This is a genomic window from Enterobacter sp. PTB (genome assembly GCF_051130085.1).
GTDB lineage: Bacteria > Pseudomonadota > Gammaproteobacteria > Enterobacterales > Enterobacteriaceae > Enterobacter > Enterobacter ludwigii.
On record NZ_JBDKEE010000014.1, the window covers coordinates 98,560 to 123,063 of the forward strand.

The 24,504-nt window shown below is 56.9% G+C and carries 23 protein-coding genes and 1 tRNA gene; 15 read left to right on the forward strand and 9 right to left on the reverse strand.

Annotated features, from left to right (window positions below; all coding sequences use genetic code 11):
- Positions 1-210: 210 nt before the first annotated feature.
- The 4 genes from AAIR21_RS17615 (at position 211) to AAIR21_RS17630 (ending at position 5,157) form a co-directional block, all read left to right on the forward strand.
- Positions 211-1,224, forward strand: a complete 1,014-nt coding sequence (locus tag AAIR21_RS17615; RefSeq protein ID WP_138014120.1) for a LacI family DNA-binding transcriptional regulator — start codon at positions 211-213, stop codon at positions 1,222-1,224.
- A gap of 134 nt (positions 1,225-1,358) precedes the next feature.
- Positions 1,359-1,904 carry an electron transport protein HydN gene (hydN, locus tag AAIR21_RS17620; protein WP_023308960.1) on the forward strand — a complete coding sequence of 182 codons (546 nt, stop codon included), beginning with the start codon at positions 1,359-1,361 and terminating at the stop codon, positions 1,902-1,904.
- 6 nt (positions 1,905-1,910) lie between these two features.
- Complete coding sequence (hypF, locus tag AAIR21_RS17625) at positions 1,911-4,133, forward strand: carbamoyltransferase HypF (protein ID WP_183516677.1); 2,223 nt, start codon at positions 1,911-1,913, stop codon at positions 4,131-4,133.
- Between the two features lies 1 nt (position 4,134).
- The gene (locus tag AAIR21_RS17630) at positions 4,135-5,157 is read left to right on the forward strand and encodes a HoxN/HupN/NixA family nickel/cobalt transporter (RefSeq protein ID WP_059306139.1); all 1,023 of its coding nucleotides are present in this window, start codon (positions 4,135-4,137) and stop codon (positions 5,155-5,157) included.
- A gap of 121 nt (positions 5,158-5,278) precedes the next feature.
- On the opposite strand, the gene norW is transcribed toward AAIR21_RS17630, so the two are convergent.
- The gene (gene norW, locus AAIR21_RS17635; protein ID WP_138014118.1) at positions 5,279-6,412 is read right to left on the reverse strand and encodes an NADH:flavorubredoxin reductase NorW; all 1,134 of its coding nucleotides are present in this window, start codon (positions 6,410-6,412) and stop codon (positions 5,279-5,281) included.
- Complete coding sequence (norV, locus tag AAIR21_RS17640; RefSeq protein WP_138014117.1) at positions 6,409-7,848, reverse strand: anaerobic nitric oxide reductase flavorubredoxin; 1,440 nt, start codon at positions 7,846-7,848, stop codon at positions 6,409-6,411. The genes norW and norV overlap by 4 nt, the downstream gene beginning before the upstream one ends.
- 187 nt (positions 7,849-8,035) lie before the next feature.
- Here norV and norR point away from each other — a divergent pair, with 187 nt between their 5' ends.
- Positions 8,036-9,550, forward strand: coding sequence for a nitric oxide reductase transcriptional regulator NorR (gene norR, locus AAIR21_RS17645; protein ID WP_183516746.1), 1,515 nt, complete (start codon positions 8,036-8,038; stop codon positions 9,548-9,550).
- Here norR and gutQ read toward each other — a convergent pair.
- From gutQ to srlA, 7 genes are all read right to left on the reverse strand, one after another.
- A complete protein-coding gene (gutQ, locus tag AAIR21_RS17650; protein WP_014171349.1) occupies positions 9,547-10,512 on the reverse strand; it encodes an arabinose-5-phosphate isomerase GutQ in 966 nt (321 codons plus the stop codon). The genes norR and gutQ overlap by 4 nt on opposite strands.
- The gene (srlR, locus tag AAIR21_RS17655) at positions 10,505-11,278 is read right to left on the reverse strand and encodes a glucitol operon DNA-binding transcriptional repressor SrlR (RefSeq protein ID WP_014171348.1); all 774 of its coding nucleotides are present in this window, start codon (positions 11,276-11,278) and stop codon (positions 10,505-10,507) included. Before srlR ends, gutQ begins: the two co-directional genes overlap by 8 nt.
- 63 nt (positions 11,279-11,341) lie before the next feature.
- Positions 11,342-11,701, reverse strand: a complete 360-nt coding sequence (gene gutM / locus AAIR21_RS17660; protein ID WP_020883847.1) for a transcriptional regulator GutM — start codon at positions 11,699-11,701, stop codon at positions 11,342-11,344.
- A 61-nt stretch (positions 11,702-11,762) separates the two neighbouring features.
- Positions 11,763-12,542 (reverse strand): sorbitol-6-phosphate dehydrogenase, encoded by a 780-nt coding sequence (srlD, locus tag AAIR21_RS17665; protein ID WP_014171346.1) that lies wholly within the window; start codon positions 12,540-12,542, stop codon positions 11,763-11,765.
- A gap of 15 nt (positions 12,543-12,557) precedes the next feature.
- Positions 12,558-12,920 (reverse strand): PTS glucitol/sorbitol transporter subunit IIA, encoded by a 363-nt coding sequence (gene srlB, locus AAIR21_RS17670; protein WP_032678837.1) that lies wholly within the window; start codon positions 12,918-12,920, stop codon positions 12,558-12,560.
- A gap of 12 nt (positions 12,921-12,932) precedes the next feature.
- Entirely contained in the window at positions 12,933-13,892 is a 960-nt protein-coding gene (srlE, locus tag AAIR21_RS17675) for a PTS glucitol/sorbitol transporter subunit IIB (RefSeq protein WP_014171344.1), read from the reverse strand.
- Positions 13,889-14,452 (reverse strand): PTS glucitol/sorbitol transporter subunit IIC, encoded by a 564-nt coding sequence (srlA, locus tag AAIR21_RS17680; protein ID WP_014171343.1) that lies wholly within the window; start codon positions 14,450-14,452, stop codon positions 13,889-13,891. The genes srlE and srlA overlap by 4 nt, the downstream gene beginning before the upstream one ends.
- A gap of 274 nt (positions 14,453-14,726) precedes the next feature.
- Between srlA and mltB the strand changes: the two genes are divergently transcribed.
- From mltB to AAIR21_RS17730, 10 genes are all read left to right on the forward strand, one after another.
- Positions 14,727-15,827 carry a lytic murein transglycosylase B gene (mltB, locus tag AAIR21_RS17685; RefSeq protein ID WP_025203388.1) on the forward strand — a complete coding sequence of 367 codons (1,101 nt, stop codon included), beginning with the start codon at positions 14,727-14,729 and terminating at the stop codon, positions 15,825-15,827.
- 248 nt (positions 15,828-16,075) lie between these two features.
- Entirely contained in the window at positions 16,076-16,729 is a 654-nt protein-coding gene (locus AAIR21_RS17690) for a metal ABC transporter ATP-binding protein (RefSeq protein ID WP_025203389.1), read from the forward strand.
- On the forward strand, positions 16,726-17,586 hold the full coding sequence (locus AAIR21_RS17695; RefSeq protein ID WP_020883852.1) for a metal ABC transporter permease: 861 nt from the start codon (positions 16,726-16,728) through the stop codon (positions 17,584-17,586). The genes AAIR21_RS17690 and AAIR21_RS17695 overlap by 4 nt, the downstream gene beginning before the upstream one ends.
- Positions 17,587-17,600: 14 nt before the next feature.
- Positions 17,601-18,479: a metal ABC transporter substrate-binding protein gene (locus AAIR21_RS17700; protein ID WP_047366621.1), complete on the forward strand. Its 879-nt coding sequence runs from the start codon at positions 17,601-17,603 to the stop codon at positions 18,477-18,479.
- Positions 18,480-18,609: 130 nt separating this feature from the next.
- Positions 18,610-19,107 (forward strand): nicotinamide-nucleotide amidase, encoded by a 498-nt coding sequence (gene pncC / locus AAIR21_RS17705; RefSeq protein ID WP_020883854.1) that lies wholly within the window; start codon positions 18,610-18,612, stop codon positions 19,105-19,107.
- An 89-nt stretch (positions 19,108-19,196) separates the two neighbouring features.
- Entirely contained in the window at positions 19,197-20,255 is a 1,059-nt protein-coding gene (recA, locus tag AAIR21_RS17710; protein WP_020883855.1) for a recombinase RecA, read from the forward strand.
- Positions 20,256-20,323: 68 nt separating this feature from the next.
- Positions 20,324-20,824, forward strand: a complete 501-nt coding sequence (recX, locus tag AAIR21_RS17715; RefSeq protein ID WP_014171334.1) for a recombination regulator RecX — start codon at positions 20,324-20,326, stop codon at positions 20,822-20,824.
- A 131-nt stretch (positions 20,825-20,955) separates the two neighbouring features.
- Complete coding sequence (gene alaS, locus AAIR21_RS17720) at positions 20,956-23,583, forward strand: alanine--tRNA ligase (RefSeq protein WP_014171332.1); 2,628 nt, start codon at positions 20,956-20,958, stop codon at positions 23,581-23,583.
- A 241-nt stretch (positions 23,584-23,824) separates the two neighbouring features.
- Positions 23,825-24,010 (forward strand): carbon storage regulator CsrA, encoded by a 186-nt coding sequence (csrA, locus tag AAIR21_RS17725; protein ID WP_000906486.1) that lies wholly within the window; start codon positions 23,825-23,827, stop codon positions 24,008-24,010.
- 343 nt (positions 24,011-24,353) lie between these two features.
- Positions 24,354-24,446, forward strand: a tRNA-Ser gene (locus tag AAIR21_RS17730).
- The last annotated feature ends 58 nt before the right edge of the window (positions 24,447-24,504 follow it).

Sequence of the window (24,504 nt, forward strand, 5' to 3'; positions counted from 1 at the left end):
TGTAATCCTGTTATCGTTGTGAGAAATGTAGGAAACCGGTTCCACATAATCATCAATAGTTTCTTTGAATGAAACAAGATCACATTTTGTACATTTTTTCATTTCGTGATGATGATCACCAGAAGGGGCGAAAAGCGTGATATCGCCGCTGCGACAATTTTTCTGCAGTGCAGTACACTGCGCCCTGGTAGTTTCAAACGGAAGATTACGATGACCACGATGCTTGAAGTCGCGAAGCGGGCAGGCGTTTCGAAAGCGACGGTTTCCAGGGTATTGTCGGGCAATGGCTACGTCAGCCAGGAGACCAAAGACCGGGTGTTTCAGGCGATTGAAGAGAGCGGCTATCGCCCGAATTTGCTGGCACGAAATCTGGCGACCAAACGTACCCAGACGCTGGGTCTGGTGGTCACCAACACCCTTTATCACGGCGTCTATTTTAGCGAACTGCTCTTTCACGCCGCCCGCATGACGGAAGAGAAAGGGCGGCAGCTGATCCTGGCGGACGGTAAGCACAGTGCGGATGAAGAGCGCGAGGCCATTCAGTATTTGCTCGATATGCGCTGTGACGCGGTGATCATTTACCCGCGTTTCCTGAGCGTGGATGAGATGGACGACATCGTTGAGAAATGCGAACAGCCGATTATGGTCCTTAACCGCCGCTTACGGAAAAACAGCAGTCACAGCGTCTGGTCAGATCATAAAGCCTCCTGCCAGGACGCCGTGTCGCAGCTGATTCAGAAAGGGCACCGGGAGATTGCGTTTATCACCGGTTCGCTGGATTCCCCCACGGGCGTTGAGCGTCTCTCGGGCTACAAAGACGCCCTGGCACAGCACCAGATCCCGCTGCGCCCGTCGCTGATTGCGCAGGGGAAATGGAACCCGGCCAGCGGTGCGGCGGCGGTGTCTGAGCTGCTTTCGCGCGGTGAAACCTTTTCGGCGCTGGTGGCGAGTAATGACGATATGGCGATTGGTGCCATGAAACAGCTGCACGATCGCGGGATCGCCACCCCGGATGCCGTGTCGGTGATTGGCTTTGACGATGTTGCCATCGCCCCCTACATCGTCCCCTCGCTCTCCAGCGTGCGCATTCCGGTGACGGAGATGATCAAAGAGACCATTAGCCGCCTGATCTTCCTGCTGGATGGCGGTGAGTTTAAGTACCAGCAAACCTTCTCCGGCGAGCTTATCCTGCGTGACTCGGTCATTGACGGGCCTCACCGCTGATGTCGACAGCTGTCATCGTCAGAAGTGACGATGACAGCCCTGCTGTCATTTTATAAACTGCATAAAATCAACAGGTTAATAATTGGCACGGTTTATGTATATCTCCGCGCAGGACTGTAATGCTGGAGAAGCAGATGAACCGTTTTATTATGGCCGATGCCAGTAAATGCATTGGCTGCCGTACCTGTGAAGTGGCGTGTGTGGTTTCCCATCAGGCGGAGCAGGATTGCGCGTCGCTCACCCCTGATACCTTTTTACCGCGGATCCACGTCATTAAAGGCGTGAATATCTCCACTGCCGCTATCTGTCGCCAGTGTGAGGATGCGCCGTGCGCTAACGTCTGCCCAAACGGGGCCATCAAACGTGAGAAAGGATTCGTGCATGTGATGCAGGAGCGCTGCATCGGCTGCAAAACCTGTGTGGTTGCCTGCCCGTACGGTGCGATGGAAGTCGTGGTGCGTCCGGTTGTGCGCAACAGCGGCATGGGGCTGAGCGTGCGCGCGGAAAAAGCGGAAGCCAATAAATGCGACCTCTGCTACCACCGTGACGCCGGCCCGGCCTGTATGGAAGCCTGCCCGACGCACGCCCTGGTCTGCGTGGATCGCGACAAGCTTGAGCAGATGAGCGCGGAAAAACGCCGTCGTGCCGCGTTCGACACGTCATCGTCACTGCTGTTTTAAGTCGCGATGGGCGATAACGGCGTACAGTTGCGGGTGCGCGGCAAGGTGCAGGGGGTAGGGTTTCGTCCCTTCGTCTGGCAGCTGGCGCATCAGCTACAGCTGACGGGTGACGTTTGTAATGACGGAGAGGGCGTGCTGGTGCGTCTCGCGGGTAATGGGGGGGCCTTTACCGCGAGGCTGCATCAGGACTGCCCACCGCTGGCACGTATCGATGCTGTCGACAGCCAGCCGTTTACCTGGGCAACGGTGCCGCAGGCGTTCACCATTCGCCATAGCGCGGGCGGAGCGATGGACACCCAGATTGTGCCGGATGCCGCTACCTGCCCGGCGTGCCTGGCTGAAATGCGCGATCCCCGAGCGCGGCGTTATCGCTATCCGTTTATCAACTGTACCCATTGCGGTCCACGTTTTACCATCATTCGCGCCATGCCCTATGACCGCCCGGCCACGTCAATGGCGGCATTTCCCCTCTGTGAGCCGTGTGAAACCGAGTACCGCAATCCCGCTGACCGCCGTTTTCACGCGCAGCCGGTAGCCTGTTCGGATTGTGGACCCGAGCTGGAATGGCGCGCGGGCGAGACCGTTGCCACCCGCGAGTCTGCGCTGAGTGCGGCGGTCCACATGCTCAAAAATGGCGGGATTGTCGCCATCAAAGGGCTGGGCGGTTTTCACCTTGCCTGTGACGCATCCAACGCGCAGGCGGTGGCAACCCTGCGGGCGCGCAAACAGCGCCCGATGAAGCCACTGGCGGTCATGATCCCGCAGGCGGAGGGAGTGCCGGAATCAGTGCAAACGCTGCTGCGCTCGCCTGCAGCGCCCATCGTGCTCACGCCAAAAGCATGGTGTCCTCCGCTTCCTGACGCGATTGCGCCAGGGCTGGACACCGTTGGCCTGATGCTGCCCGCTAACCCGCTACAGCATGTGCTGATGATGGACTGTCAGCGCGCGCTGGTGATGACCTCCGGCAACCTCAGCGGGCGTCCGCCGGCCATCACCTGCCAGCAGGCACTGGATGAACTGGGCGACATCGCTGACGGATTCCTGCTGCACAACCGCGACATCCTGCAGCGTATGGATGATTCCGTGATGGATCAGGACGGTATGATGCTGCGCCGCGCGCGCGGTTTTGTGCCGGATGCCATCACGCTGCCCGCCGGTTTCAGCGCTGTCCCGGCGATGGTGTGCACCGGTGCTGATATGAAAAATACCTTCTGTCTGGTGCGCGGTAACCAGGCGGTACTGAGTCAGCACTTTGGCGATCTGAGTGACGACGGTGTCGAGGCCCAGTGGCGTTCTGCGCTGTCGATGATGCAGCAGATCTATGCGTTTCAGCCGCAGCGCGTGGTATGCGATGCCCATCCGGGCTATCACGCCCGACAGTGGGCGCAAGCCCAGGCTTTGCCGATCGACACCGTGCTTCACCACCACGCTCACGCGGCGGCATGCATGGCAGAAAACGGCTGGCCGCTTGAGGGCGGAGATGTCATTGCCCTGACGCTGGATGGGATCGGCATGGGTGAAAACGGCGCGCTGTGGGGCGGGGAGTGCCTGCGGGTAAACTATCTCGACTGCGAACGTCTGGGCGGTCTGCCTGCGGTTGCGCTGCCGGGCGGGGACAGGGCTGCCATGCAGCCGTGGCGCAATTTACTCGCCCACTGCCTGGCGTTTGTGCCGGACTGGCGGCAGTACCCGGAAACGCGTGACGTTCAGCGGCAAAACTGGCCGCTGCTGGCTACGGCCATTCAGCGCGGTTTAAACGCGCCGCTGGCCTCATCCTGCGGACGTCTGTTCGACGCGGTGGCCTGCGCGCTCGGCATCACGTCAGAAACCCAGAGCTATGAAGGTGAGGCCGCCTGCCGGCTTGAAACGCTGGCCGCGCAGTGCCACGACGTTCAACACCCGGTTACGCTTCAGGCCGAAAACCTTACGCGCTTCTGGCAACAGTGGCTGAACTGGCAGGCGGAACCCTGCGAGCGGGCATGGGCGTTTCACGATGCGCTGGCGAAAGGGCTGGCGGAGCTTGTCACCTCCCATGCCCGGCGACTGGGGCTTTCCACCGTATGCTTCAGCGGCGGCGTGTTACATAACCGTCTGCTGCGCGCGCGACTGCGCCATTACCTCTCAGACTTCACGCTGCTTTTTCCTCATCATCTGCCGTCAGGTGACGGCGCTATCTCCTTCGGGCAGGCGGTGGTTGCTGCCGCCCGGTCATGTTCACAAAGGATGTAAAATGTTACGACTCTTACGCAATGAACCCCGCGCGGCGTTTCTGCTGCTGGCTCTGGTAATGGCTAATCTTCTGGCATGGGGCTGGGCATGGCAAACCTTCAGCGGCAGTACGGCGCTGATGGCCGCCAGCCTGCTGGCCTGGTGTTATGGACTCCGTCATGCGGTGGATGCCGACCACATCGCGGCCATTGATACCGTCACGCGTAAGATGATGCAGCAGGGTAAACGCCCTTCCGGCGTGGGGGCGTGGTTCTCTCTGGGACACTCCACCATTGTGGTGCTGGCCTCCATTGCCATTGCGGCCACCGCCACGGCGTTTCAGAAGAATATGGCATGGTTTCATGAAACCGGCAGCCTGATTGGCACCGCCGTTTCTGCAACGTTTCTGCTGGCGATGGCGCTGGTCAATCTGGTGATTTTGCGCGGCGTGTGGCGTAATTTTCAGGCGCTGAAGAACGGTCAGGTCACGCGTGACGACATCCCGCTTCCGGCATCAGGCGGAGTCATGAACTGGCTGTTTGGCGCAACGTTCCGCCTGGTGAACAAGAGCTGGCAGATGTACCTGGTCGGTTTCCTGTTTGGTCTGGGGTTTGATACCGCGACGGAAATCGGTGTGCTTGGGATTTCAGCTGCCAGCGCGTCAAACGGGATGTCAGTCTGGTCCATCATGATCTTCCCGGCGCTGTTTGCCAGCGGTATGGCGCTGGTCGATACCCTCGACAATCTGCTGATGGTCGGCGCTTACGGCTGGGCGTTTAATAAGCCGCAGCGCAAGCTTTACTACAACATGACCATCACCGGCACCTCTGTGGTGGTGGCGCTGTTTATCGGCGGGCTGGAAGCTCTGGGTTTGTTGATGGATAAGTTTGCCCTCAGCGGAGGCCTCTGGGATCGCATTGGCGCAGTTAATGACAACCTCGGTAACGCCGGGTTCGTGGTGGTCGGGCTGTTCGTTGCCTGCTGGCTGATTTCCATGATCAACTATCGCTGGCGCGGCTACGATGCGCTTGTCGTGCGTTCCTGACGCGGCGTCTGAACATCATTGTCGTTATCTGGCTAAACGACGTTGAAAAAAAAGCCCCGGGACATCGGGGCTGTGGACCATAAAATCCAAAGGTTACGTTAGCGTGGCAGGCGAATCAGCGTTAAGCGGGTAATGATTTCAGCAGAGTGAAAGCCTCTTTCATCCGGTCTTCGCTCACCACAAAGGCGCGCATCTGTCCTTCGCTGTCGCACCCACGAGCCACCATTCCCTGAGGTTCAATGGTGAGTTGCCAGTGCAGGTCCGGACGCTCGGTTTCGCCTGCCAGGTGTAGCGGGAGCGCTGGCGTTTTTACTTTTACCAGCATGGCGGGTAATTTCAGTGGCGCACTGCCGCCAGACAGGTTTTTCGCGAGGTACATGGCGCTCAGTTGAATGGGCTGCAGGAAGGGCAGGACCTGTCCGTTAATTTCAGCGCAGTCACCCAGGGCGTAAATATCGGGCTGCGTGGTTTGCAGGTAGCTGTCTACCTTCACGCCACGGCCTGTTTCCGCACCGGCGCGATGCGCCAGCGCCGTTTCCGGACGCAGGCCCGTGGCGGCAACCACCACATCCACCTCAACGCTGCGGCTGCGGTCGAGCGTTACATGAATCCCACTCCCGGTTTTCTTCAGGCTTTGCAGCTGGGATTTCAGCAGCAGATGTACGCCCATATCGGTCAGACGATGCTGTAAGCGACTACTTACTTCTGCGGGCATCAGCGCCGACAAAATGCTTGCCGCATGGTCGGCCAGGGTGACGGTTTTGCCCGCCCGGCTAAAGTCCATCGCCAGCTCTGTGCCAATCAACCCTGCGCCGACAATCATCACCCGCTTTGCGTCACGCAGCAGGGTTTCACTGGCCTGATACGCCTGCTGGCTGTTGAGGGTGATCATCAGTTCCCGGCCTTCCACCGGCGGCACAAAAGCAGACGCCCCTGTCGCCAGCACCAGTTTGTCGTACTGCCAGGTTTTGTCTTTTGCTTTCACCACATGGGCGGCGGCGTCGATATCGGTTATCCAGGTGTGCGGAAATAACCGCAGACTAAACTGTTCCGCGAACGCCCCCGCGGTCTGGCGGGTGAGGTCTTCGGCTCGCTGATTCTGGCTGATAACGTGGCTTAAATCAGGCTTGTTGTACTCGTCCATGCTGTCGGCGGCAATGAGCGTCAACGGCACGCGGGCGTCTTGCTTGCGAATGTTTTTCACCAGCTGGCGGGCGGCAAAGCCCGAGCCGATGATAACGATACCGTTGTTCATTGTGCCTCCGTCGCCAGTTCGTCAAAGACCTCTTTTCCCAGGGAACATTCCGGGCAGAGGAAATTGTCCGGCACGTCGCTCCAGGGGGTACCGGGGGCAACATCCTGCAGCGGCTCGCCCTGTGCCGGGTCGTAAATCCACTGGCAGATGCTGCACTGCATGCGAGGGCCACCGTCAGCGACGGCTGTGGCGCAGGCTTGCTGCGGCGCGGGGTTTTTAGCGTTCATGTCGGGGAGCGGCGCGAGCGCCCACTGACGCGCAATGTCACGGCCATGCTGGCGGCACAATTCAAGCGCGTCGATGTCCGGACGCCATTTCGCCTTCAGGCTCATGGACATCTCGAAACCGGCATCCTGCAAACGCGTGGAGAGCCGGTCTACTGCGCCGCCGCTCCAGCCGTGGGAGCCAAATGCGCTGGCCCGTTTATTACGAAAGCGCAGGCCGGTCATCTCTTCCACAAGGCCCGCAATTTTCGGCATCATCACGTTGTTCATCGTGGAGGTGCCCACCAGCACGCCCTTGGAGCGGAAGACGTTGGTCAGGATCTCGTTTTTATCGCTACGCGCCACGTTGAAGATTTTCACCGCCACGTTCGGGTCGACTTCGTTAATACCCTGCGCAATGGCGTCCGCCATCATGCGGGTATTATTAGACATGGTGTCGTAGAAAAGCGTGATACGGTCTTCCTGGTAATCCGCGGCCCATTTGAGGTACAGCTCCACGATCTGGGTGGGGTTTTCGCGCCACACCACGCCGTGAGAGGTGGCAATCATATCCACGGGCAGGTTAAAGCCGAGGATTTCGGTGATTTTTGGCGTCACCAGACGGCTGAACGGCGTCAGGATATTGGCGTAGTAGCGCTGACATTGTTCGAATAGCTCGGTTTGATCCACTTCATCGTTGAACAGGCGCTCGTCACAATAGTGCTGGCCGAAGGCATCGTTGCTGAACAGCACCGCATCGCCGGTCATGTAGGTCATCATACTGTCGGGCCAGTGCAGCATCGGGGTTTCAACGAAGATCAGCTGTTTGCCGTTGCCGATATCCAGCGTGTCGCCGGTTTTGACGGTGTGGAAATTCCACTCCGGGTGGTGGTGATGGCCGTTAATCGAGTCGATGGCGTTGGTGGTGCAGTAAATCGGGGTGTCGGGAATGCAGGACATTAACTCGGTCAGCGCCCCGGCATGATCCTCTTCCGCATGGTTAATGATGATGTAGTCGATATCCGCAAGATCGATTTCGCTGCGCAGATTTTGCACGAACTCCCGGCTGAATTTGTGATCGACGGTATCGATGAGCACGTTTTTGCCTTCACGGATGAGATAGCTGTTATAGCTGCTGCCGCGCAGCGTTTTGTACTCCGTTCCGTGGAAGTCACGCACTTCCCAGTCACGTTGGCCAACCCAATGAATGTTATTTTTAACCAGAATAGACATAGCAACCTCAATTAATACGGCGTTTTTCAAATAAGATGTCTAGCCTTTATCAAGTTGCGTGCCAGTTTTTCATGTTGATGTTTTTTATGGTTTTTTAATTTTATCATCCGTAATGGGTAGTCAATATGACTATCTGATTTATGGTCATTGTGACAATATGAATGGTCAAAATGACAGTGAGGCGCAGATGAGCTTTTCCGTGGACGTACTGGCAAAAATTGCCATTGAACTGCAAACCGGTATCGGTCATCAGGACCGTTTTCAGCGGCTGATTTCGACGCTGCGCCACGTGCTGGCGTGCGATGCGTCGGCACTGCTGCGCTACGACGCCCGGCAGTTTATTCCGCTGGCTATCGACGGGCTGGCGCAGGACGTTCTTGGGCGACGCTTCTCCCTGGAAGGCCATCCGCGTCTGGAAACCATCGCCCGGGCCGGTGACGTGGTGCGCTTTCCGGCGGACAGTGATTTGCCCGACCCTTACGACGGGCTGATCCCGGCGCAGGAGAGCCTGAAAGTTCATGCCTGTATCGGTCTGCCGCTGTTTGCCGGACAAAACCTGATTGGGGCATTAACCCTCGACGGCCTGTCGCCGGATCAGTTCGACACCTTTAGCGATGAAGAGCTGCGGCTGATTGCCGCGCTGGCCGCCGGTGCGCTGAATAACGCGCTGCTGATCGAACAGCTGGAGAGCCAGAACATCCTTCCTGGCAGCCCGTCGGCGTTTGAACCGGTGGCACACACGGAGATGATTGGGCTGTCACCGGGGATGGTGCAGCTAAAAAAAGAGATCGATATCGTGGCGGCCTCGGATTTAAACGTGCTGATTTTCGGGGAAACCGGCACCGGTAAAGAGCTGGTGGCGAAGGGCATCCACGAAGCCTCGCCGCGCGCGGTCAACCCGCTGGTGTACCTCAACTGCGCCGCGCTGCCGGAAAGCGTGGCGGAAAGTGAGCTGTTTGGTCACGTCAAAGGGGCGTTTACCGGGGCGATCAGCAACCGCAGCGGCAAATTCGAAATGGCGGATAACGGCACGTTGTTCCTCGATGAAATTGGCGAACTGTCGCTGTCGCTTCAGGCCAAACTGCTGCGCGTCCTGCAGTACGGTGATATTCAGCGCGTCGGCGACGATCGCAGCCTGAGAGTCAACGTGCGTGTGCTGGCGGCAACCAACCGTGACCTGCGCGAAGAGGTATTGGCCGGGAATTTCCGCGCTGACCTGTACCATCGTCTGAGCGTGTTTCCGCTTACCGTGCCGCCGCTACGCGAGCGCAGCGACGATGTGGTGCTGCTGGCGGGGTTTTTCTGCGAGCAATGCCGGTTACGAATGGGGCTTTCCCGCGTGGTATTAAGCCCCGGCGCGCGAGCCCATCTGATGCGCTACGGCTGGCCGGGTAACGTGCGCGAACTGGAACATGCGATTCACCGCGCCGTGGTGCTGGCGCGGGCGACACGTTCGGGAGATGAGGTGGTGATCCACGCGCGGCATTTCGCATTGCACGATGACACCGCTTCGTTCGTTACGCCTGCCGCGCCGGAAATGGCCCATGAGAACCTGCGGGAAGCAACAGAAGCGTTTCAGCGTCAGACGATCGCCCGCGCGCTGGAGCAGAATAACCGCAGCTGGGCGGCGTGCGCGCGAGCGCTGGAAATGGACGTCGCCAACCTGCACCGGCTGGCGAAACGTCTGGGACTCAAAGGTTAAATAATCCCGGCCTGGTAGAAATCCTGCAGGTTGATGGCGCCGCACAGCGTGCCGTGCTCATCCACCACCGGCGCGGCGGTGATTTTGCGTTTCATCAGCACCTCTTTGGCTTCGATGGCGCGGCTCTCGGCGTTCAGGGTCAGCCCGCCCCGGGTCATCGCTTCCGAAACCTGGGATTCCAGCTTGCCGCCGCCCACCAGCCAGCGGCGCAGGTCGCCGTCGGTAAACACGCCTTTAACGCTACCGGTTTCATCGCATACCGCTACCAGACCCAGCCCGGTGCGGCTCAGTTCCAGCATCGCATCCATTACGCTGGTGTTGAGTTTGACCTGCGGAATGGCCTCGTCGGTCCGCATCAGATGATGAACTTTATTGAGCAGTCGCGCACCGAGCGCGCCCGCCGGGTGCGAGCGGGCAAAATCTTCTTCGTTAAACCCGCGTGCCTGCATTACCGCCATTGCCAGCGCGTCGCCCATCATCAGCGTATTCACGGTGCTGGAGGTGGGGGCGAGGTGCATCGGGCAGGCTTCGCGCTCAACGGAGATATCAAGCGTGGCCTTTGCCGCCAGTGCCAGCGGTGAGCGGGATTTACCGGTCATCGCCAGCAGCGCGACCGATTTTTCCTGCAGACGCGGGATGATGAGATCCAGCTCTTTGGCCGAACCGGAGTAGGAGATAAACAGCATCACGTCGCGGCTTTCAATCATCCCTAGATCGCCGTGCAGCGCTTCGGCCGGATGCACGAAGAACGCCGGTGTGCCGGTGCTGGCAAGCGTAGCGGCAATCTTTTTGCCGATATGACCGGACTTGCCGATCCCGGAGACCACCACTTTACCTTCGCACTGGATAATGGTGTTTGCCGCGCGCACAAAATCCTCGCCCAGACGTTCCGGCAGGCGGCTGGCTTCCTGCAGCTCCAGCATCAGGGTCTGGCGGCCTGCGTTTAACAGAAAATCACTCATCTCTCTCTCCGGTTACAATCACGTCGATCCCTTTCTCTTCCAGCGCTTTTTTGAACGCCGGGTCGATACCTGCGTCGGTAATGAGCTTATCGACGCTTTCAAGGCTGCAGACAATGTTGGGACTTTTACGGCCAAACTTCGACGAGTCTGCCATCAAAATCACTTCGCGCGCGGCGTTGCACATCGCTTTGCTGACGCTGAACACCTCGTTAAAGGTCGTCACGCCGGCGTTCAAATCGATACCGTCCGTGCCCATAAAGAGTTTATCAAAGCTGAAGTGTTCAAAGGCGTTTTCCGCCAGTTGACCGTGAAACGACGCAGATTTTTTACGGAACGTCCCGCCGGGCATCAGAATGGTTTGCTCGCTGTCGAACTCCGACAGGGCGTTGACGATGTGCAGACTGTTGGTCATCACCGTGATGTTGTTAAAGCGGCTGAGCATCGGGATCATCTGCAGCACGGTGCTGCCTGCATCAAGGATAATGGAGTCGCCATCATGGATAAATTTTACGGCGGCCTCGGCAATCAGCGCTTTCTGGTGAGTATTGATCAGCGTTTTGTGATCGATAGGCGGGTCGGCTTCATCTTTGTTGAGCATCACGCCGCCGTAGGTTCGGATGACTGCACCAGAGTTTTCGAGCAATACCAGATCCTTTCGTATTGTCGTGCCGGTGGTGTCAAAGTAGTGGGCCAGTTCTTCTACCGAGCATTTTCCCTGCTTTTGCAGATGCTCCAGAATGGCCGCCTGACGCTGACGTGGTTTCATAGGCGCTCAATTCCTTAGGTTGCGAAATGATAATTTCGCAAGCTTATCGCGTTCACAACGAAATTATCCATGTTTCAGATTAAGCGCTAATGATAGAGCATTCTGACAGAGCGAATCATGGGGAAAGATCACATCGGGTTGTAATTCCTGCAGCGATATCCCGTTAATCGCCTGGATTTTCGCCGGGCGGGCAAAAACGGTCATCCCGCGCATGATGAGGGAATCGCAGACCCTATTGTGTTCGTCCAGCGCAATGGCAACCACCACGCGCGGTTTGAAACGCCCGCCGGAACGCCCGACGCCCACGCGCCCTTTCTGACACAGGGCATCAAACGCGCGGTTAAACTGGCGGATTTGCCAGCCGCCAAAGATCAGCTGGCACATCCAGGCGATGGCGGCAACGGTAATGAGTGCGGTAACCATACGAGCTCCTTGTTGTTCCCTCTCCCGAAGGAGAGGGGGATACGGGCATCAGCGTGTTCGATCAGAACATCACCTGCCCGCCGGTGACATTAATGGACTGCCCGGTGCAGTAAGAGGCTTTGGGGCTGGCATAAAACAGCAGCATGTTCAGCACGTCCTGATAATCGCAGCCGCGCTTCAGCGGCACTTTGTCGATGTAATACTGCTCCACTTCCTCCTCTTTCAGCCCGAGCTTGGTGGCATATTGCGGCAGCAGGGACTGGAACATCGGCGATTTCAGCAGGTTGCCCAGCATCAGCGAGTGAACGGTAATGCCATATTCGGCCAGATCGAGGGCCAGAGATTGCGTCAGCCCTACGCCGCCAAATTTCGCCGCGCTGTAACCGGAGTTGTGTTTGCTGCCCACTTTGCCCGATTTCGAGTTGATCTGGATGATGCGCCCCTGAATGCCATCGCGGATCATCAGACGGGAAAACTCGCGTGCGCAGAGGAAATAGCCCACCAGGTTAACCTGCAGGGAGCGGTCGAAATCCCCCAGTTCGAAATCGCTGATAAAGGCCGCTTTGGCTATCCCTGCGCTGTATACCAGCAGGTCGGTACGGCCAAAAATCTCGTCCACGCCGCGGGCCAGCGCCATCACGCTCTGCTCGCTGGTGGCATCAGCACCAAATCCGTAGGCCATCCCTTCACCCAATTCGGTGTTGATGGTGTCCGCCACGCGTGCGGCTTTTTCACTCTGAATATCCACTACCGCCACGCGGTAACCCTCTGCAGCAAGCCCACGGCAGAGGAACTCGCCTAAGGTTTGTCCCCCACCAATGACAACGGCAACCTGACTCATATCTTTCTCCTTAAATTACGCAACAAACTTCAACGTGCAGCCTGGGGTGACAGCCTGCGGAACCGGGCCATCCACATGAACCGTACCGGGATATTCCGCCTGCGGCTGGCCATCAAAACGCAAAGTGATATGGCCGAGCTCCCGCAGGTTTTGTTCGGCCACGTCGCCGACGGCGGTCACGGCGTAGCGCGCGTCGCCCAACTCCAGCTGGCTCCCGGCCTTCAGCTCACCGTTCATCTCGCCGTGACAGTGGATAAAGCAAAACTCTTCGATATCCGCGGGCGCACCTTCGCGGAAGGTAATCAGCATCTTGTCGCTGAGCGCATCGGCCGCGCTCTGGCCAATGCGGGTGATGGTGGTCTGGTAAATTACGGTCATCACAGGAACCTCTTATTGGTAAATAAAGCCGGAGACAAACCAGGCAATCAGCACCGTCGGTGCGCCGGTCAGGAAACGGCTGACCAGTACAGACGGCACGCCAACGCGCACGGTGTCCTGGCGCGCTTCTGCCAGCGACAGCCCGACAGGAATGAAATCACACGCTGCCTGGGCGTTAATGGCAAACAGGGCGGGCAGAGCCAGATGCGGGGGAATGTTGCCAAGGCCAATCTGCACGCCAATCAGCACGCCGATAACCTGCGCAATGACCGCGCCTGGGCCGAGAAACGGCGACAGCAGCGGGAAGGAGCAGATCAGCGCCAGCGTCACCAGCCCGAGCGGGTGGCTCGCCAGCGGGGCGAGGCCATGGGCAATCCAGTCGCCAAGACCCGAGGCCATGATGATGCCGATCAGCGCCGAAACGAATGCCATAAACGGCAGAATGGTTTTCAGCACCGTGTCGATGGTGTCGCGCCCGGACTGGAACAGCACGGCCACGGCAGAGCCCATCCCCATTCCGACTTTTGCCAGCAGGCCGTCACTCTGTTCGGTGATTTTTTTACTCGTGTCGTAATCACGCGGGGCCGCTTTCTGAGGGGCAGCAGACCCCTGTGCCAGGTGAATGTTTTCCTCCTTCACGCCGGAGACATAAATGTCCTCCAGGATGTACTGCGCCAGCGGACCTGATTTACCGGTGGAATGGATATTCACGGTAGGAATACGCCGCTTGGGGTAGATGCCGCAGCGCAGCGTGCCGCCGCAGTCAATCACCGCCACGCCAATTTCCGCTTCAGGCGGTTCGCCCTCTTTGAAGCCGTCGACCGCTTCCCAGCCGGTCAGCTCACGCAGTTTGTCGACAATGGCCGGACGTGTGCCTGCGGTGATATAGACGATTTTTTTGCCTTCAGTGGCGTCGAATTCCAGTGGGCCGCCCCAGCCGCCCGTTCCTTTTTCAATGCGAATACGGCTCATGCTGCGGCTCCTGAAAGATGGACTTTCTGTTCAAGCTGGATACCCATTTTCTTCTCGAAAATGGCGGTGGTGAGGTCCGTGACCCAGCCGCGGAAAAAGTTGGTGACCAGACCGACCAGCAGATAACTCACCGCCAGCGGACCGAGCGGCAGGCCAAGCGTGGTCAGGCCGCTGGCAATGCCCAGATAGACAAACAGCTCGCCGGGGTTGATATGCGGGAACAGGCCATTCATGGAGTGGCAGCTGTAGGAGGCTGCGGCGTAATAGCTGGGTTTGTACTTTTCAGGCATAAAGCGGCCGAGGCTCAGCGTCATCGGGTTGCAAAAAACAAACGTACCGATGAAGGGCAGAACCAGGTAACGGGACAGCGGATTGCCGGCGCAGCGCTGGGCAAAACGTTCAATGCGTTGCTGGCCGATAAAGTTAATCAGCGCGTTCATGATGACCAGCAGGCTAATCAGCAGGGGCAGGATCCCGGTCACCATGCCGGTGAACACTTCTCCGCCTTTCTGAAACAGCCCGATGAACCACTCGGCGCCGTGGGTGATGGTTTCTATCATTCTTCTCTCCTGTGGGGCTTTTTTGTTTTTGTATAACCGAGGCTAATAATAATCACTTTGAAAGGTTTTAAAGTGTTAATTAGATCTCACAATGAAAGAAAAATGGATTATTTTGAAAGTTAATTGCCAGTGGGAGTCTTGGGTGGACGAAAATTGCACAGGTTTGCGATGGGGAGCGTAAAGATTTTGTGGGGGAGGTGCGTACCACTTCCTTGAGGTGTTGCGGATGCTTTACCATACTGGGTTCTTATCGAACCCGTTAAATGGATGTCACATGTTCAAGCGTCGTTATGCAGCGTTGTTACCTGCGCTTATTCTGCTGTCTGCCTGTAGTAGCAAACCCAAGACCGAAGCCGTGCAGCAAACGGCTGGCGCGCCTTCCGGAGGATTCCTGCTGGAGCCGCAGCATAATATGATGCAGATGGGCGGCGACTTTGCGAATAACCCGGCGGCCGAGCAGTTCATCGATAAAATGGTGAGCAAACACGGTTTTGACCGCCAGCAACTGCATGAAATTCTGTCGCAGGCGAAGCGACTGGATTATGTTCTGCGTTTGATGGATCGCCAGGCACCGACGGCTCAGGTACCGACCGGGCCAAATGGCGCATGGCTGCGTTATCGCAAACAGTTCATTACGCCGGATAACGTGCAAAATGGCGTGGTCTTCTGGAACCAATATGAAGATGCGCTGAACCGTGCGTGGCAGGTGTATGGCGTACCGCCTGAAATCATCGTCGGGATTATCGGCGTGGAAACCCGCTGGGGCCGCGTGATGGGCAAAACCCGTATCCTCGATGCGCTGGCGACGCTCTCCTTTAACTACCCGCGTCGCGCTGAATATTTCTCGTCTGAGCTGGAAACCTTCCTGCTGATGGCGCGCAATGAACAAGATGACCCGTTAGATCTCAAAGGCTCGTTTGCCGGTGCGATGGGCTACGGCCAGTTTATGCCGTCCTCCTATAAGCAATATGCCGTCGACTTTAACGGAGATGGCCACATTAACCTGTGGGATCCGGTGGATGCCATCGGCAGCGTGGCGAACTACTTTAAAGCGCACGGCTGGGTGCCGGGCGGTCAGGTGGCGGTGCAGGCTAACGGCCAGGCACCAGGGCTTGAGAACGGCTTTAAAACCAACTACAGCGTTTCGCAGCTGGCCGCTGCAGGCTTAACGCCAACGCAGCCGCTGGGAAATACGCAACAGGCGAGCCTGCTGCGTCTGGATGTCGGTACGGGTTATCAGTACTGGTACGGGCTGCCTAACTTCTACACCATCACCCGCTATAACCACAGCACTCACTATGCGATGGCCGTATGGCAGCTGGGGCTGGCGGTGTCACAGGCGCGCGTGCCTGCCGCGTCGCCGTTCAGTCAGTAACGCTTGATGTTCAACCCTCTTCCACCGGGAGAGGGTTGGGCTGATATCCAGAAACATTTCGCCACACTCCCGTTAATCTTCGCTCATTTACATCCGCATTATCTTTCATTATTGTTATGTTATAACATTAGATGTGGTGATGAGATGTCTACTTCCTTTTTTTCTCTGTCTGCGCCGGTCCGGCTTCTGATGGCGCTGGCGCTGATTGTCTTTATCGGACTGGCCGTGTGCTGGGCGGTGGCATTGCCATGATTGTAATGAACCAACTTACGGCGGGTTACGACCGCGAGCCGGTCACGCGTCCTCTTTCCGGGGTGATTGAATGCGGGAGCATGACCGCCATCCTCGGGGCCAACGGCTGCGGTAAATCAACGCTTCTGAAAACCCTCGCCGGGTTTATCCCGCCGGTAAGCGGCCGTTTTCACTGGCAGAAAAAACGCCCGGTAATGGGCTGGCTGGCACAGCGTCATGCCCTGGAGGCGCAATTTCCGCTAACCGTGCAGGATGTGGTCAGCATGGGCTGCTGGCCTGAAGCATCGCTTTTTTCTGGCCTTCGCCGTGAAATGCGGCTGCGCATTGCCGGTGCGCTTGAGCGGGTGGGGCTTGGAACGATGGCGCTAACGACCATTGATGAACTCTCCGGCGGTCAGTTTCAGCGCATGCTGTTCGCACGGGTATTAGTGCAGCAGGCACCGCTGGTCATGCTCGATGAGCCCTTTACCGGCGTTGATGAAGCTACCTGTAATGTGCTGATGGACCTGATGCTGGAAATGTATATGCAGGGGCAAACGGTGCTTGCGGTGCTGCACGACAGCGAGCGTGTATCGCGCCACTTCCCGCAGACGTTACGGCTGGACGCTGACATTCCCCAGTGGAAAACCGAGCGGGTGAGGGTGGCATGATCTGGCATATCTTTTTTCAGCCTTTTATTGAGTATGGCTTTATGCGCCGCGCGCTGGTGGTTTGCCTGGCGTTGTCCGTCAGTACCACTGCTCTGGGCGTTTTCCTTCAGCTGCGCCGGATGAGTCTGATGGGCGATGCCCTCTCTCACGCCATTTTGCCCGGTGTCGCGGTGGGGTATTTGCTCAGCGGTATGTCGCTGCTGGCCATGAGCGTGGGAGGCTTTATTGCCGGTATTACCGTGGCGCTGGTGGCCGGGCTGGTCAGCCGTCGAACGCCGCTTAAAGAGGACGCCAGTTTTGCCGGGTTCTATCTTGGCTCGCTGGCGCTGGGCGTCACGCTGGTATCACTGCGCGGTTCGAGCGTCGATCTTCTGCACCTGCTGTTTGGCTCCATCCTGGCGGTGGATAACGATGCCGCGCTGTTTGTGGCAGGCGTTTGCATGTTCACCCTTATCACGCTGGCGATTTTCTACCGTGGGCTGGTGACCGAGGCCTTTGACACCGCCTGGCTGCAGGTAAACGCCCGCCATGTTCCCGGCTTATTACACGGCCTGTTTCTGGCGCTGCTGGTGCTTAACCTCGTTGCCGGTTTTCAGGTGCTTGGCACGTTGATGGCGGTCGGGCTGATGATGCTCCCTGCGGTAGCGGCACGCTGCTGGGCACGCACCTTACCCGGACTGTTATTGATGGCGGGTATCAGCGGTATTTTCTGCGCGTGGCTCGGACTCAGTCTCTCCTGGGCCGCCAGCCTGCCCGCGGGGCCGTCCATCGTGCTTACCGCCAGCGCGCTGTTCTTTATTTCCATTTTATTTGGCACGCGCAGCAGGCTGGCTGGCAGCCTGCGTGCGCTTTTTTAACGGAAGGGGAAACGATGAAACGTACGGGATTCGTAGTGGCGCTCGCGCTGGGGATGATGTCGCAAACGGTGATGGCGAAAACGCTCAATGTGGTGACCAGCTTTTCCATACTGGGGGATATGACCCGGGAGGTGGGCGGTGACCATGTGAACGTCACGACGCTGGTGGGTCCGGACGGCGATCCGCATACCTTCGAGCCCTCGCCAAAAGATAGCGCGGCGCTAAGCAAGGCAGATGTTGTGGTGGTCAATGGTCTGGGACTGGAAGGGTGGCTGGATCGCCTGGTGAAAGCCTCCGGGTTCAAAGGCCAGCTGGTGGTGGCGTCGCGTGGTGTGCAGACGCATACCCTCGAAGAAGAGGGCAAAACCGTCACTGACCCGCACGCCTGGAACAGCGCGGCGAACGGGGCGCTGTACGCGCAAAATATTCTCAACGGGCTGGTGAAAGCCGACCCAGAAGATAAAACCGCGCTGGAAGCGACCGGAAAACCGTACATCGCGCAGCTTAAGCAGCTGGATAGCTGGGCCAAAACGCGTTTTAGCCAGATCCCGCTGGTGAAACGTAAAGTGCTGACCAGCCATGACGCGTTCGGCTATTTCAGCCGCGCCTACGGGGTGACGTTTATGGCGCCCCAGGGGTTGTCGTCAGAGAGCGAGGCCAGCGCGGCACAGGTTGCTGAGATCATTAATCAGATTAAAGCGGACGGCGTGAAAAGCTGGTTTATGGAAAACCAGCTCGACCCGCGGCTGGTTAAACAGATTGCTACAGCCACCGGCGCGCAGCCGGGAGGCGAGCTTTACCCGGAAGCGCTCTCGGCAAAAGGGGGCGTGGCAGAGACCTACGTTAAGGCGTTCCGCCACAATGTGGATACCCTCGCTGACAGCATGAGATAATCCTCGCCACCGCCGGTGCGCTCGCATCGGCTTTTTTCTGAAGCCCCCTCGTAAATCCTGCAGCGCATCCCCATATCTGACGAGAAAGTGCTATCTTGTGCTGCATGTTTTTCTAAGGCCTGGAGCGAGAATGACTGACCATGAATTGATGCAGCTTAGCGAAGTGGTAGGGCTGGCGCTTAAGCAACGCGGGGCGACCCTCACCACCGCGGAGTCCTGCACCGGCGGCTGGGTGGCGAAAGCGATTACCGATATTGCCGGCAGTTCCGCCTGGTTTGAACGTGGTTTTGTGACCTACAGTAATGAAGCTAAAGCGCAAATGATCGGCGTGCGGGAATCTACGCTCGAACAGCATGGCGCGGTCAGCGAGCCGGTGGTGATTGAGATGGCTATTGGTGCGCTCAAAGAGGCGCGCGCGGATTATGCAATATCGATTAGCGGCATCGCGGGCCCGGACGGGGGCAGTGACGTGAAGCCTGTCGGCACCGTCTGGTTTGGTTTTGCTACCGCCAGAGGTGAAGGGATCACCCGCCGGGAGTGCTTTAGCGGCGATCGCGAAAGCGTGCGTCGTCAGGCAACCGTTTATGCATTAAAAACGCTCTGGCAACAATTTCTACAAAATACTTGATACTGTATGACCATACAGTATAATTGCACCAACAGAACAGAAATCCACGGTGAAGCACAGTCGCTTCTCCCGGCATGACAGGAGTAATAATGGCTATCGACGAAAACAAACAGAAAGCGTTGGCGGCAGCACTGGGCCAGATCGAAAAGCAATTCGGTAAAGGCTCCATCATGCGCCTGGGTGAAGACCGTTCCATGGATGTGGAAACTATCTCCACCGGTTCGCTTTCTCTGGATATCGCGCTGGGCGCTGGCGGCCTGCCAATGGGCCGTATCGTAGAAATCTACGGGCCTGAGTCCTCAGGTAAAACAACCCTGACGCTGCAGGTTATCGCTGCGGCACAGCGTGAAGGTAAAACCTGTGCGTTTATCGATGCCGAGCACGCGCTGGACCCTGTTTATGCTCGTAAGCTGGGCGTTGATATTGACAACCTGCTGTGTTCTCAGCCGGACACCGGTGAGCAGGCGCTGGAAATTTGTGACGCGCTGGCACGTTCCGGTGCGGTTGACGTTATCGTGGTCGACTCCGTTGCCGCTCTGACGCCAAAAGCTGAAATCGAAGGCGAAATTGGTGACTCTCACATGGGCCTCGCGGCACGTATGATGAGCCAGGCAATGCGTAAGCTGGCCGGTAACCTGAAGCAGTCCAACACGCTGCTGATCTTCATCAACCAGATCCGTATGAAAATTGGTGTGATGTTCGGTAACCCGGAAACCACTACCGGTGGTAACGCGCTGAAATTCTACGCGTCTGTCCGTCTGGATATCCGCCGTATCGGCGCGGTGAAAGAGGGTGAAAACGTAGTGGGTAGCGAAACCCGCGTGAAGGTTGTGAAGAACAAAATCGCAGCGCCGTTCAAACAGGCTGAATTCCAGATCCTCTACGGTGAAGGCATCAACTTCTACGGCGAACTGGTTGACCTGGGCGTGAAAGAGAAGCTGATTGAAAAAGCGGGCGCATGGTACAGCTACAACGGCGACAAGATTGGTCAGGGTAAAGCAAATGCAATCTCCTGGCTGAAAGAGAACCCGGCTGCGGCGAAAGAAATTGAGAAGAAAGTGCGTGAGCTTCTGCTGAACAACCAGGACGGTACGCCTGATTTCGTGGTGGATAACGCGGGTGCTGAAGAAACCAACGAAGATTTCTAATTCTCTCGTTTAAAGATGAAGGGCTGCTAATGCAGCCCTTTTTGCATTTCTGAATCAGCAGGTTTTTTATGAGTGAATCGACTTCACGCCGCCCTGCCTATGCACGCTTACTGGACCGTGCGGTGCGCATTCTTGCCGTCCGTGACCACAGCGAACAGGAGTTGCGGCGAAAACTGTCGGCCCCCGTAATGAGTAAAAACGGGCCGGAAGAGATTGATGCGACTGCGGAAGATTACGACCGCGTCATTGCCTGGTGCTATGAGCACCGCTATCTGGATGACGAGCGTTTCGCTTCCCGGTTTCTTGCCAGCCGTGGCCGCAAAGGATATGGCCCCGCGCGTATCCGCCAGGAGCTGAACCAGAAAGGGGTCGCCCGTGAAACCATTGAAAAGGCCATGCGCGAATGCGACACAGACTGGTGCGCGCTGGCAAAAGAACAGGCCATTCGCAAGTACGGCGAACCCTTGCCACGTGAATTTTCAGAAAAAGTTAAAATCCAGCGCTTTTTGCTCTACCGCGGCTTTCTGATGGAAGATATTCAGGATATCTGGCGTAATTTTGCGGATTGAACGCATGCGGGATTTTACTTCCCACTAAAGAAAACTTATCTTATTCCCACTTTTTCCAGTAGCTGGTCTGTCCAACGTTTTACCGATACAGGCTTGCTACGACATTTCGTTAGCTTGATTTCAGGATAATTATGAGCAAGAGCACCGCTGAGATCCGTCAGGCGTTTCTCGATTTTTTCCATAGTAAGGGACATCAGGTAGTTGCCAGCAGCTCCCTGGTACCGAACAACGATCCGACTCTGCTGTTTACCAACGCCGGGATGAACCAGTTCAAGGATGTGTTCCTTGGTCTCGACAAACGTAATTATTCCCGCGCCACAACCTCACAGCGTTGCGTGCGTGCGGGCGGTAAACACAACGACCTGGAAAACGTCGGTTACACCGCGCGTCACCACACGTTCTTCGAAATGCTGGGTAACTTCAGCTTCGGCGACTATTTCAAACACGATGCCATTCAATATGCGTGGGAACTGCTGACCGGTGAAAACTGGTTCAACCTGCCGAAAGATCGTCTGTGGGTTACCGTCTATGAAACCGATGACGAAGCCTACGAAATCTGGGAAAAAGAGGTTGGTATCCCGCGCGAGCGTATTATTCGCATCGGTGATAACAAAGGCGCACCTTATGCGTCTGACAACTTCTGGCAGATGGGCGATACCGGTCCTTGCGGTCCGTGCACCGAGATCTTCTACGATCACGGCGACCATATCTGGGGTGGTCCTCCAGGTAGCCCGGAAGAAGACGGCGATCGCTACATTGAGATCTGGAACATCGTCTTCATGCAGTTCAACCGTCAGGCTGACGGTACGATGGAGCCGCTGCCGAAACCGTCCGTTGATACCGGTATGGGTCTGGAGCGTATCGCGGCTGTTCTGCAGCACGTTAACTCCAACTACGAAATTGACCTGTTCAGCACTCTGATTAAAGCCGTTGCGCAAGTGACGGGTGCAACCGATCTGAACAACAAATCGCTGCGCGTTATTGCAGACCATATCCGTTCCTGCGCGTTCCTGATTGCCGACGGCGTGATCCCGTCGAATGAAAACCGTGGCTATGTGCTGCGTCGTATCATTCGTCGTGCTATCCGTCACGGCAACATGCTGGGCGCGAAGGACACCTTCTTCTATAAACTCGTTGGGCCACTGATTGGCGTGATGGGCGCAGCCGGTGATGAGCTGAAACGTCAGCAGGCGCAGGTTGAGCAGGTTCTGAAAACGGAAGAAGAGCAGTTTGCTCGTACTCTGGAGCGCGGACTGGCGCTGCTGGATGAAGAGCTGGCGAAACTTAAGGGCGATACGCTGGACGGCGAAACCGCTTTCCGCCTGTATGACACCTACGGTTTCCCGGTTGACCTGACGGCGGACGTTTGCCGTGAGCGCAACATTAAAGTGGACGAAGCAGGCTTTGAAGCCGCAATGGAAGAGCAGCGCCGCCGTGCGCGCGAGTCCAGCGGTTTTGGTGCTGACTACAACGCGATGATCCGCGTTGATGGCGCATCAGAATTCAAAGGCTACGAAAATCTGGAACTGACTGGCAAAGTGACCGCCCTGTTTGTTGACGGTAAAGCCGTAGACAGCATCAACGCGGGTCAGGATGCGGTTGTCATTCTGGACAAAACGCCGTTCTACGCGGAATCCGGCGGCCAGGTTGGCGATAAAGGCGAACTGAAAGGCAACGGTTTCAGCTTCAGCGTAAGCGACACGCAGAAATACGGTCAGGCGATTGGCCATCAGGGCAAACTGACTGCCGGTTCTCTGAAAGTGGGCGAGGGTGTCCAGGCGAACGTTGATGAAGCTCGTCGTGCGCGCATTCGTTTGAACCACTCAGCTACGCACCTGATGCACGCTGCCCTGCGTGAAGTTCTGGGAACGCACGTTGCACAGAAAGGTTCTCTGGTTAACGATAAAGTGCTGCGCTTCGACTTCTCTCATTTTGAAGCGATGAAGCCGTCTGAAATCCGTGCGGTGGAAGATCTGGTGAATGCGCAGATCCGTCGTAACCTGCCAATCGAAACCCATATCATGGATCTCGAGGCGGCGAAGAAGAAAGGCGCGATGGCACTGTTCGGCGAGAAATACGACGACCGCGTTCGCGTGCTGAGCATGGGCGACTTCTCGACTGAACTCTGCGGCGGGACGCATGCCTCCCGTACCGGCGACATTGGTCTGTTCCGCATTGTTTCCGAATCAGGAACGGCGGCGGGCGTGCGTCGTATTGAAGCGGTAACCGGTGAGGGCGCAATTGCCAGCCTGCATGCGCAGAGCGATCAGCTGCACGACATCGCGCAGTTGTTGAAAGGTGATAGCCAGAACCTGGGCGAGAAAGTGCGAGTTGCGCTGGATCGCACGCGTCAGCTGGAAAAAGAGCTGCAGCAGCTGAAAGAGCAGGCTGCGGCGCAGGAGAGTGCAAACCTCTCCAGCAAAGCTGTAGACATTAAGGGAGTCAAACTGCTGGTCAGCGATCTGGCGGGCGTTGAGCCTAAGATGCTGCGTACTATGGTCGACGATCTGAAGAACCAGCTCGGTTCCACAGTTATCGTGCTGGCGACAGTGGCAGAAGGTAAGGTTTCTCTGATTGCGGGCGTCTCTAAGGATGTGACAGACCGCGTAAAAGCAGGGGAACTGATTGGTATGGTCGCCCAGCAGGTGGGCGGTAAGGGTGGCGGTCGTCCGGACATGGCGCAAGCCGGTGGTACGGATGCGGCGGCACTTCCTGCGGCATTGGCCAGTGTTGAAAGCTGGGTGAGCGCGAAACTGTAATAACTACAAAGCACAAGCAGACGCCATAGCGGTAACGTTATGGCGTCTTGTTCACTGCGCTATCGATAACGATAAAGTCAGGTTGAGTTTGTGTATATCGGCTAAACTTACGTTTAACAGAATGTGATGCCGTGACTGCTTACACTTTACGTGTTTGTCATCGCTTACTTTTTGGCGTTATATGATGGATAATGCCGGGATACAAGAGACCCGACTCTTTTAATCTTTCAAGGAGCAAAGAATGCTGATTCTGACTCGTCGAGTTGGTGAGACCCTCATGATTGGGGATGAGGTCACCGTGACAGTTTTAGGGGTAAAGGGTAACCAGGTACGTATTGGTGTAAACGCTCCTAAAGAAGTATCTGTCCACCGTGAAGAGATCTACCAGCGTATCCAGGCTGAAAAATCCCAGCAGTCCAGTTACTGATATTGTCGCGTCTCGCTGTCGGGCGAGACGCAACCTCTCCCGCCATTTTTCCTGCTTAAAGTTACCGTTTAATTTCAATCGCTCTGTTTTTAACCACTCTCTTACCCTTAACTCGCCTCAACATCACTATTCTGTCATCAGTTTTCTGAGAAGATGCCTGCAAAATCCGCTTATAAAACACCCTCTTTGCAGCTTTTGCATGCGAATTGCGTGTGATTTGTGCAAACGATAAAAGCTTTTGGAAAATTGTTTGACTTATAAGTCCCAGAAAGTAATATATGCGCCACGCAGCGACGAGAAGCTCTTAACGAGTTACTCGGAGCACTCGAAAGAGGCGTTGTGTGGTGAGGTGGCCGAGAGGCTGAAGGCGCTCCCCTGCTAAGGGAGTATGCGGTCAAAAGCTGCATCCGGGGTTCGAATCCCCGCCTCACCGCCATTTTGCATCCGTAGCTCAGCTGGATAGAGTACTCGGCTACGAACCGAGCGGTCGGAGG

What these genes read in the sequence shown, in the direction of transcription:
- AAIR21_RS17615 (WP_138014120.1), top strand. Translation starts at nt 211, where the DNA reads ATGACCACGATGCTTGAAGTCGCGAAGCGGGCAGGCGTTTCGAAAGCG.
- hydN (WP_023308960.1), top strand. Translation starts at nt 1,359, where the DNA reads ATGAACCGTTTTATTATGGCCGATGCCAGTAAATGCATTGGCTGCCGT.
- hypF (WP_183516677.1), top strand. Translation starts at nt 1,911, where the DNA reads ATGGGCGATAACGGCGTACAGTTGCGGGTGCGCGGCAAGGTGCAGGGG.
- AAIR21_RS17630 (WP_059306139.1), top strand. Translation starts at nt 4,135, where the DNA reads ATGTTACGACTCTTACGCAATGAACCCCGCGCGGCGTTTCTGCTGCTG.
- norW (WP_138014118.1), bottom strand. Translation starts at nt 6,412, where the DNA reads ATGAACAACGGTATCGTTATCATCGGCTCGGGCTTTGCCGCCCGCCAG.
- norV (WP_138014117.1), bottom strand. Translation starts at nt 7,848, where the DNA reads ATGTCTATTCTGGTTAAAAATAACATTCATTGGGTTGGCCAACGTGAC.
- norR (WP_183516746.1), top strand. Translation starts at nt 8,036, where the DNA reads ATGAGCTTTTCCGTGGACGTACTGGCAAAAATTGCCATTGAACTGCAA.
- gutQ (WP_014171349.1), bottom strand. Translation starts at nt 10,512, where the DNA reads ATGAGTGATTTTCTGTTAAACGCAGGCCGCCAGACCCTGATGCTGGAG.
- srlR (WP_014171348.1), bottom strand. Translation starts at nt 11,278, where the DNA reads ATGAAACCACGTCAGCGTCAGGCGGCCATTCTGGAGCATCTGCAAAAG.
- gutM (WP_020883847.1), bottom strand. Translation starts at nt 11,701, where the DNA reads ATGGTTACCGCACTCATTACCGTTGCCGCCATCGCCTGGATGTGCCAG.
- srlD (WP_014171346.1), bottom strand. Translation starts at nt 12,542, where the DNA reads ATGAGTCAGGTTGCCGTTGTCATTGGTGGGGGACAAACCTTAGGCGAG.
- srlB (WP_032678837.1), bottom strand. Translation starts at nt 12,920, where the DNA reads ATGACCGTAATTTACCAGACCACCATCACCCGCATTGGCCAGAGCGCG.
- srlE (WP_014171344.1), bottom strand. Translation starts at nt 13,892, where the DNA reads ATGAGCCGTATTCGCATTGAAAAAGGAACGGGCGGCTGGGGCGGCCCA.
- srlA (WP_014171343.1), bottom strand. Translation starts at nt 14,452, where the DNA reads ATGATAGAAACCATCACCCACGGCGCCGAGTGGTTCATCGGGCTGTTT.
- mltB (WP_025203388.1), top strand. Translation starts at nt 14,727, where the DNA reads ATGTTCAAGCGTCGTTATGCAGCGTTGTTACCTGCGCTTATTCTGCTG.
- AAIR21_RS17690 (WP_025203389.1), top strand. Translation starts at nt 16,076, where the DNA reads ATGATTGTAATGAACCAACTTACGGCGGGTTACGACCGCGAGCCGGTC.
- AAIR21_RS17695 (WP_020883852.1), top strand. Translation starts at nt 16,726, where the DNA reads ATGATCTGGCATATCTTTTTTCAGCCTTTTATTGAGTATGGCTTTATG.
- AAIR21_RS17700 (WP_047366621.1), top strand. Translation starts at nt 17,601, where the DNA reads ATGAAACGTACGGGATTCGTAGTGGCGCTCGCGCTGGGGATGATGTCG.
- pncC (WP_020883854.1), top strand. Translation starts at nt 18,610, where the DNA reads ATGACTGACCATGAATTGATGCAGCTTAGCGAAGTGGTAGGGCTGGCG.
- recA (WP_020883855.1), top strand. Translation starts at nt 19,197, where the DNA reads ATGGCTATCGACGAAAACAAACAGAAAGCGTTGGCGGCAGCACTGGGC.
- recX (WP_014171334.1), top strand. Translation starts at nt 20,324, where the DNA reads ATGAGTGAATCGACTTCACGCCGCCCTGCCTATGCACGCTTACTGGAC.
- alaS (WP_014171332.1), top strand. Translation starts at nt 20,956, where the DNA reads ATGAGCAAGAGCACCGCTGAGATCCGTCAGGCGTTTCTCGATTTTTTC.
- csrA (WP_000906486.1), top strand. Translation starts at nt 23,825, where the DNA reads ATGCTGATTCTGACTCGTCGAGTTGGTGAGACCCTCATGATTGGGGAT.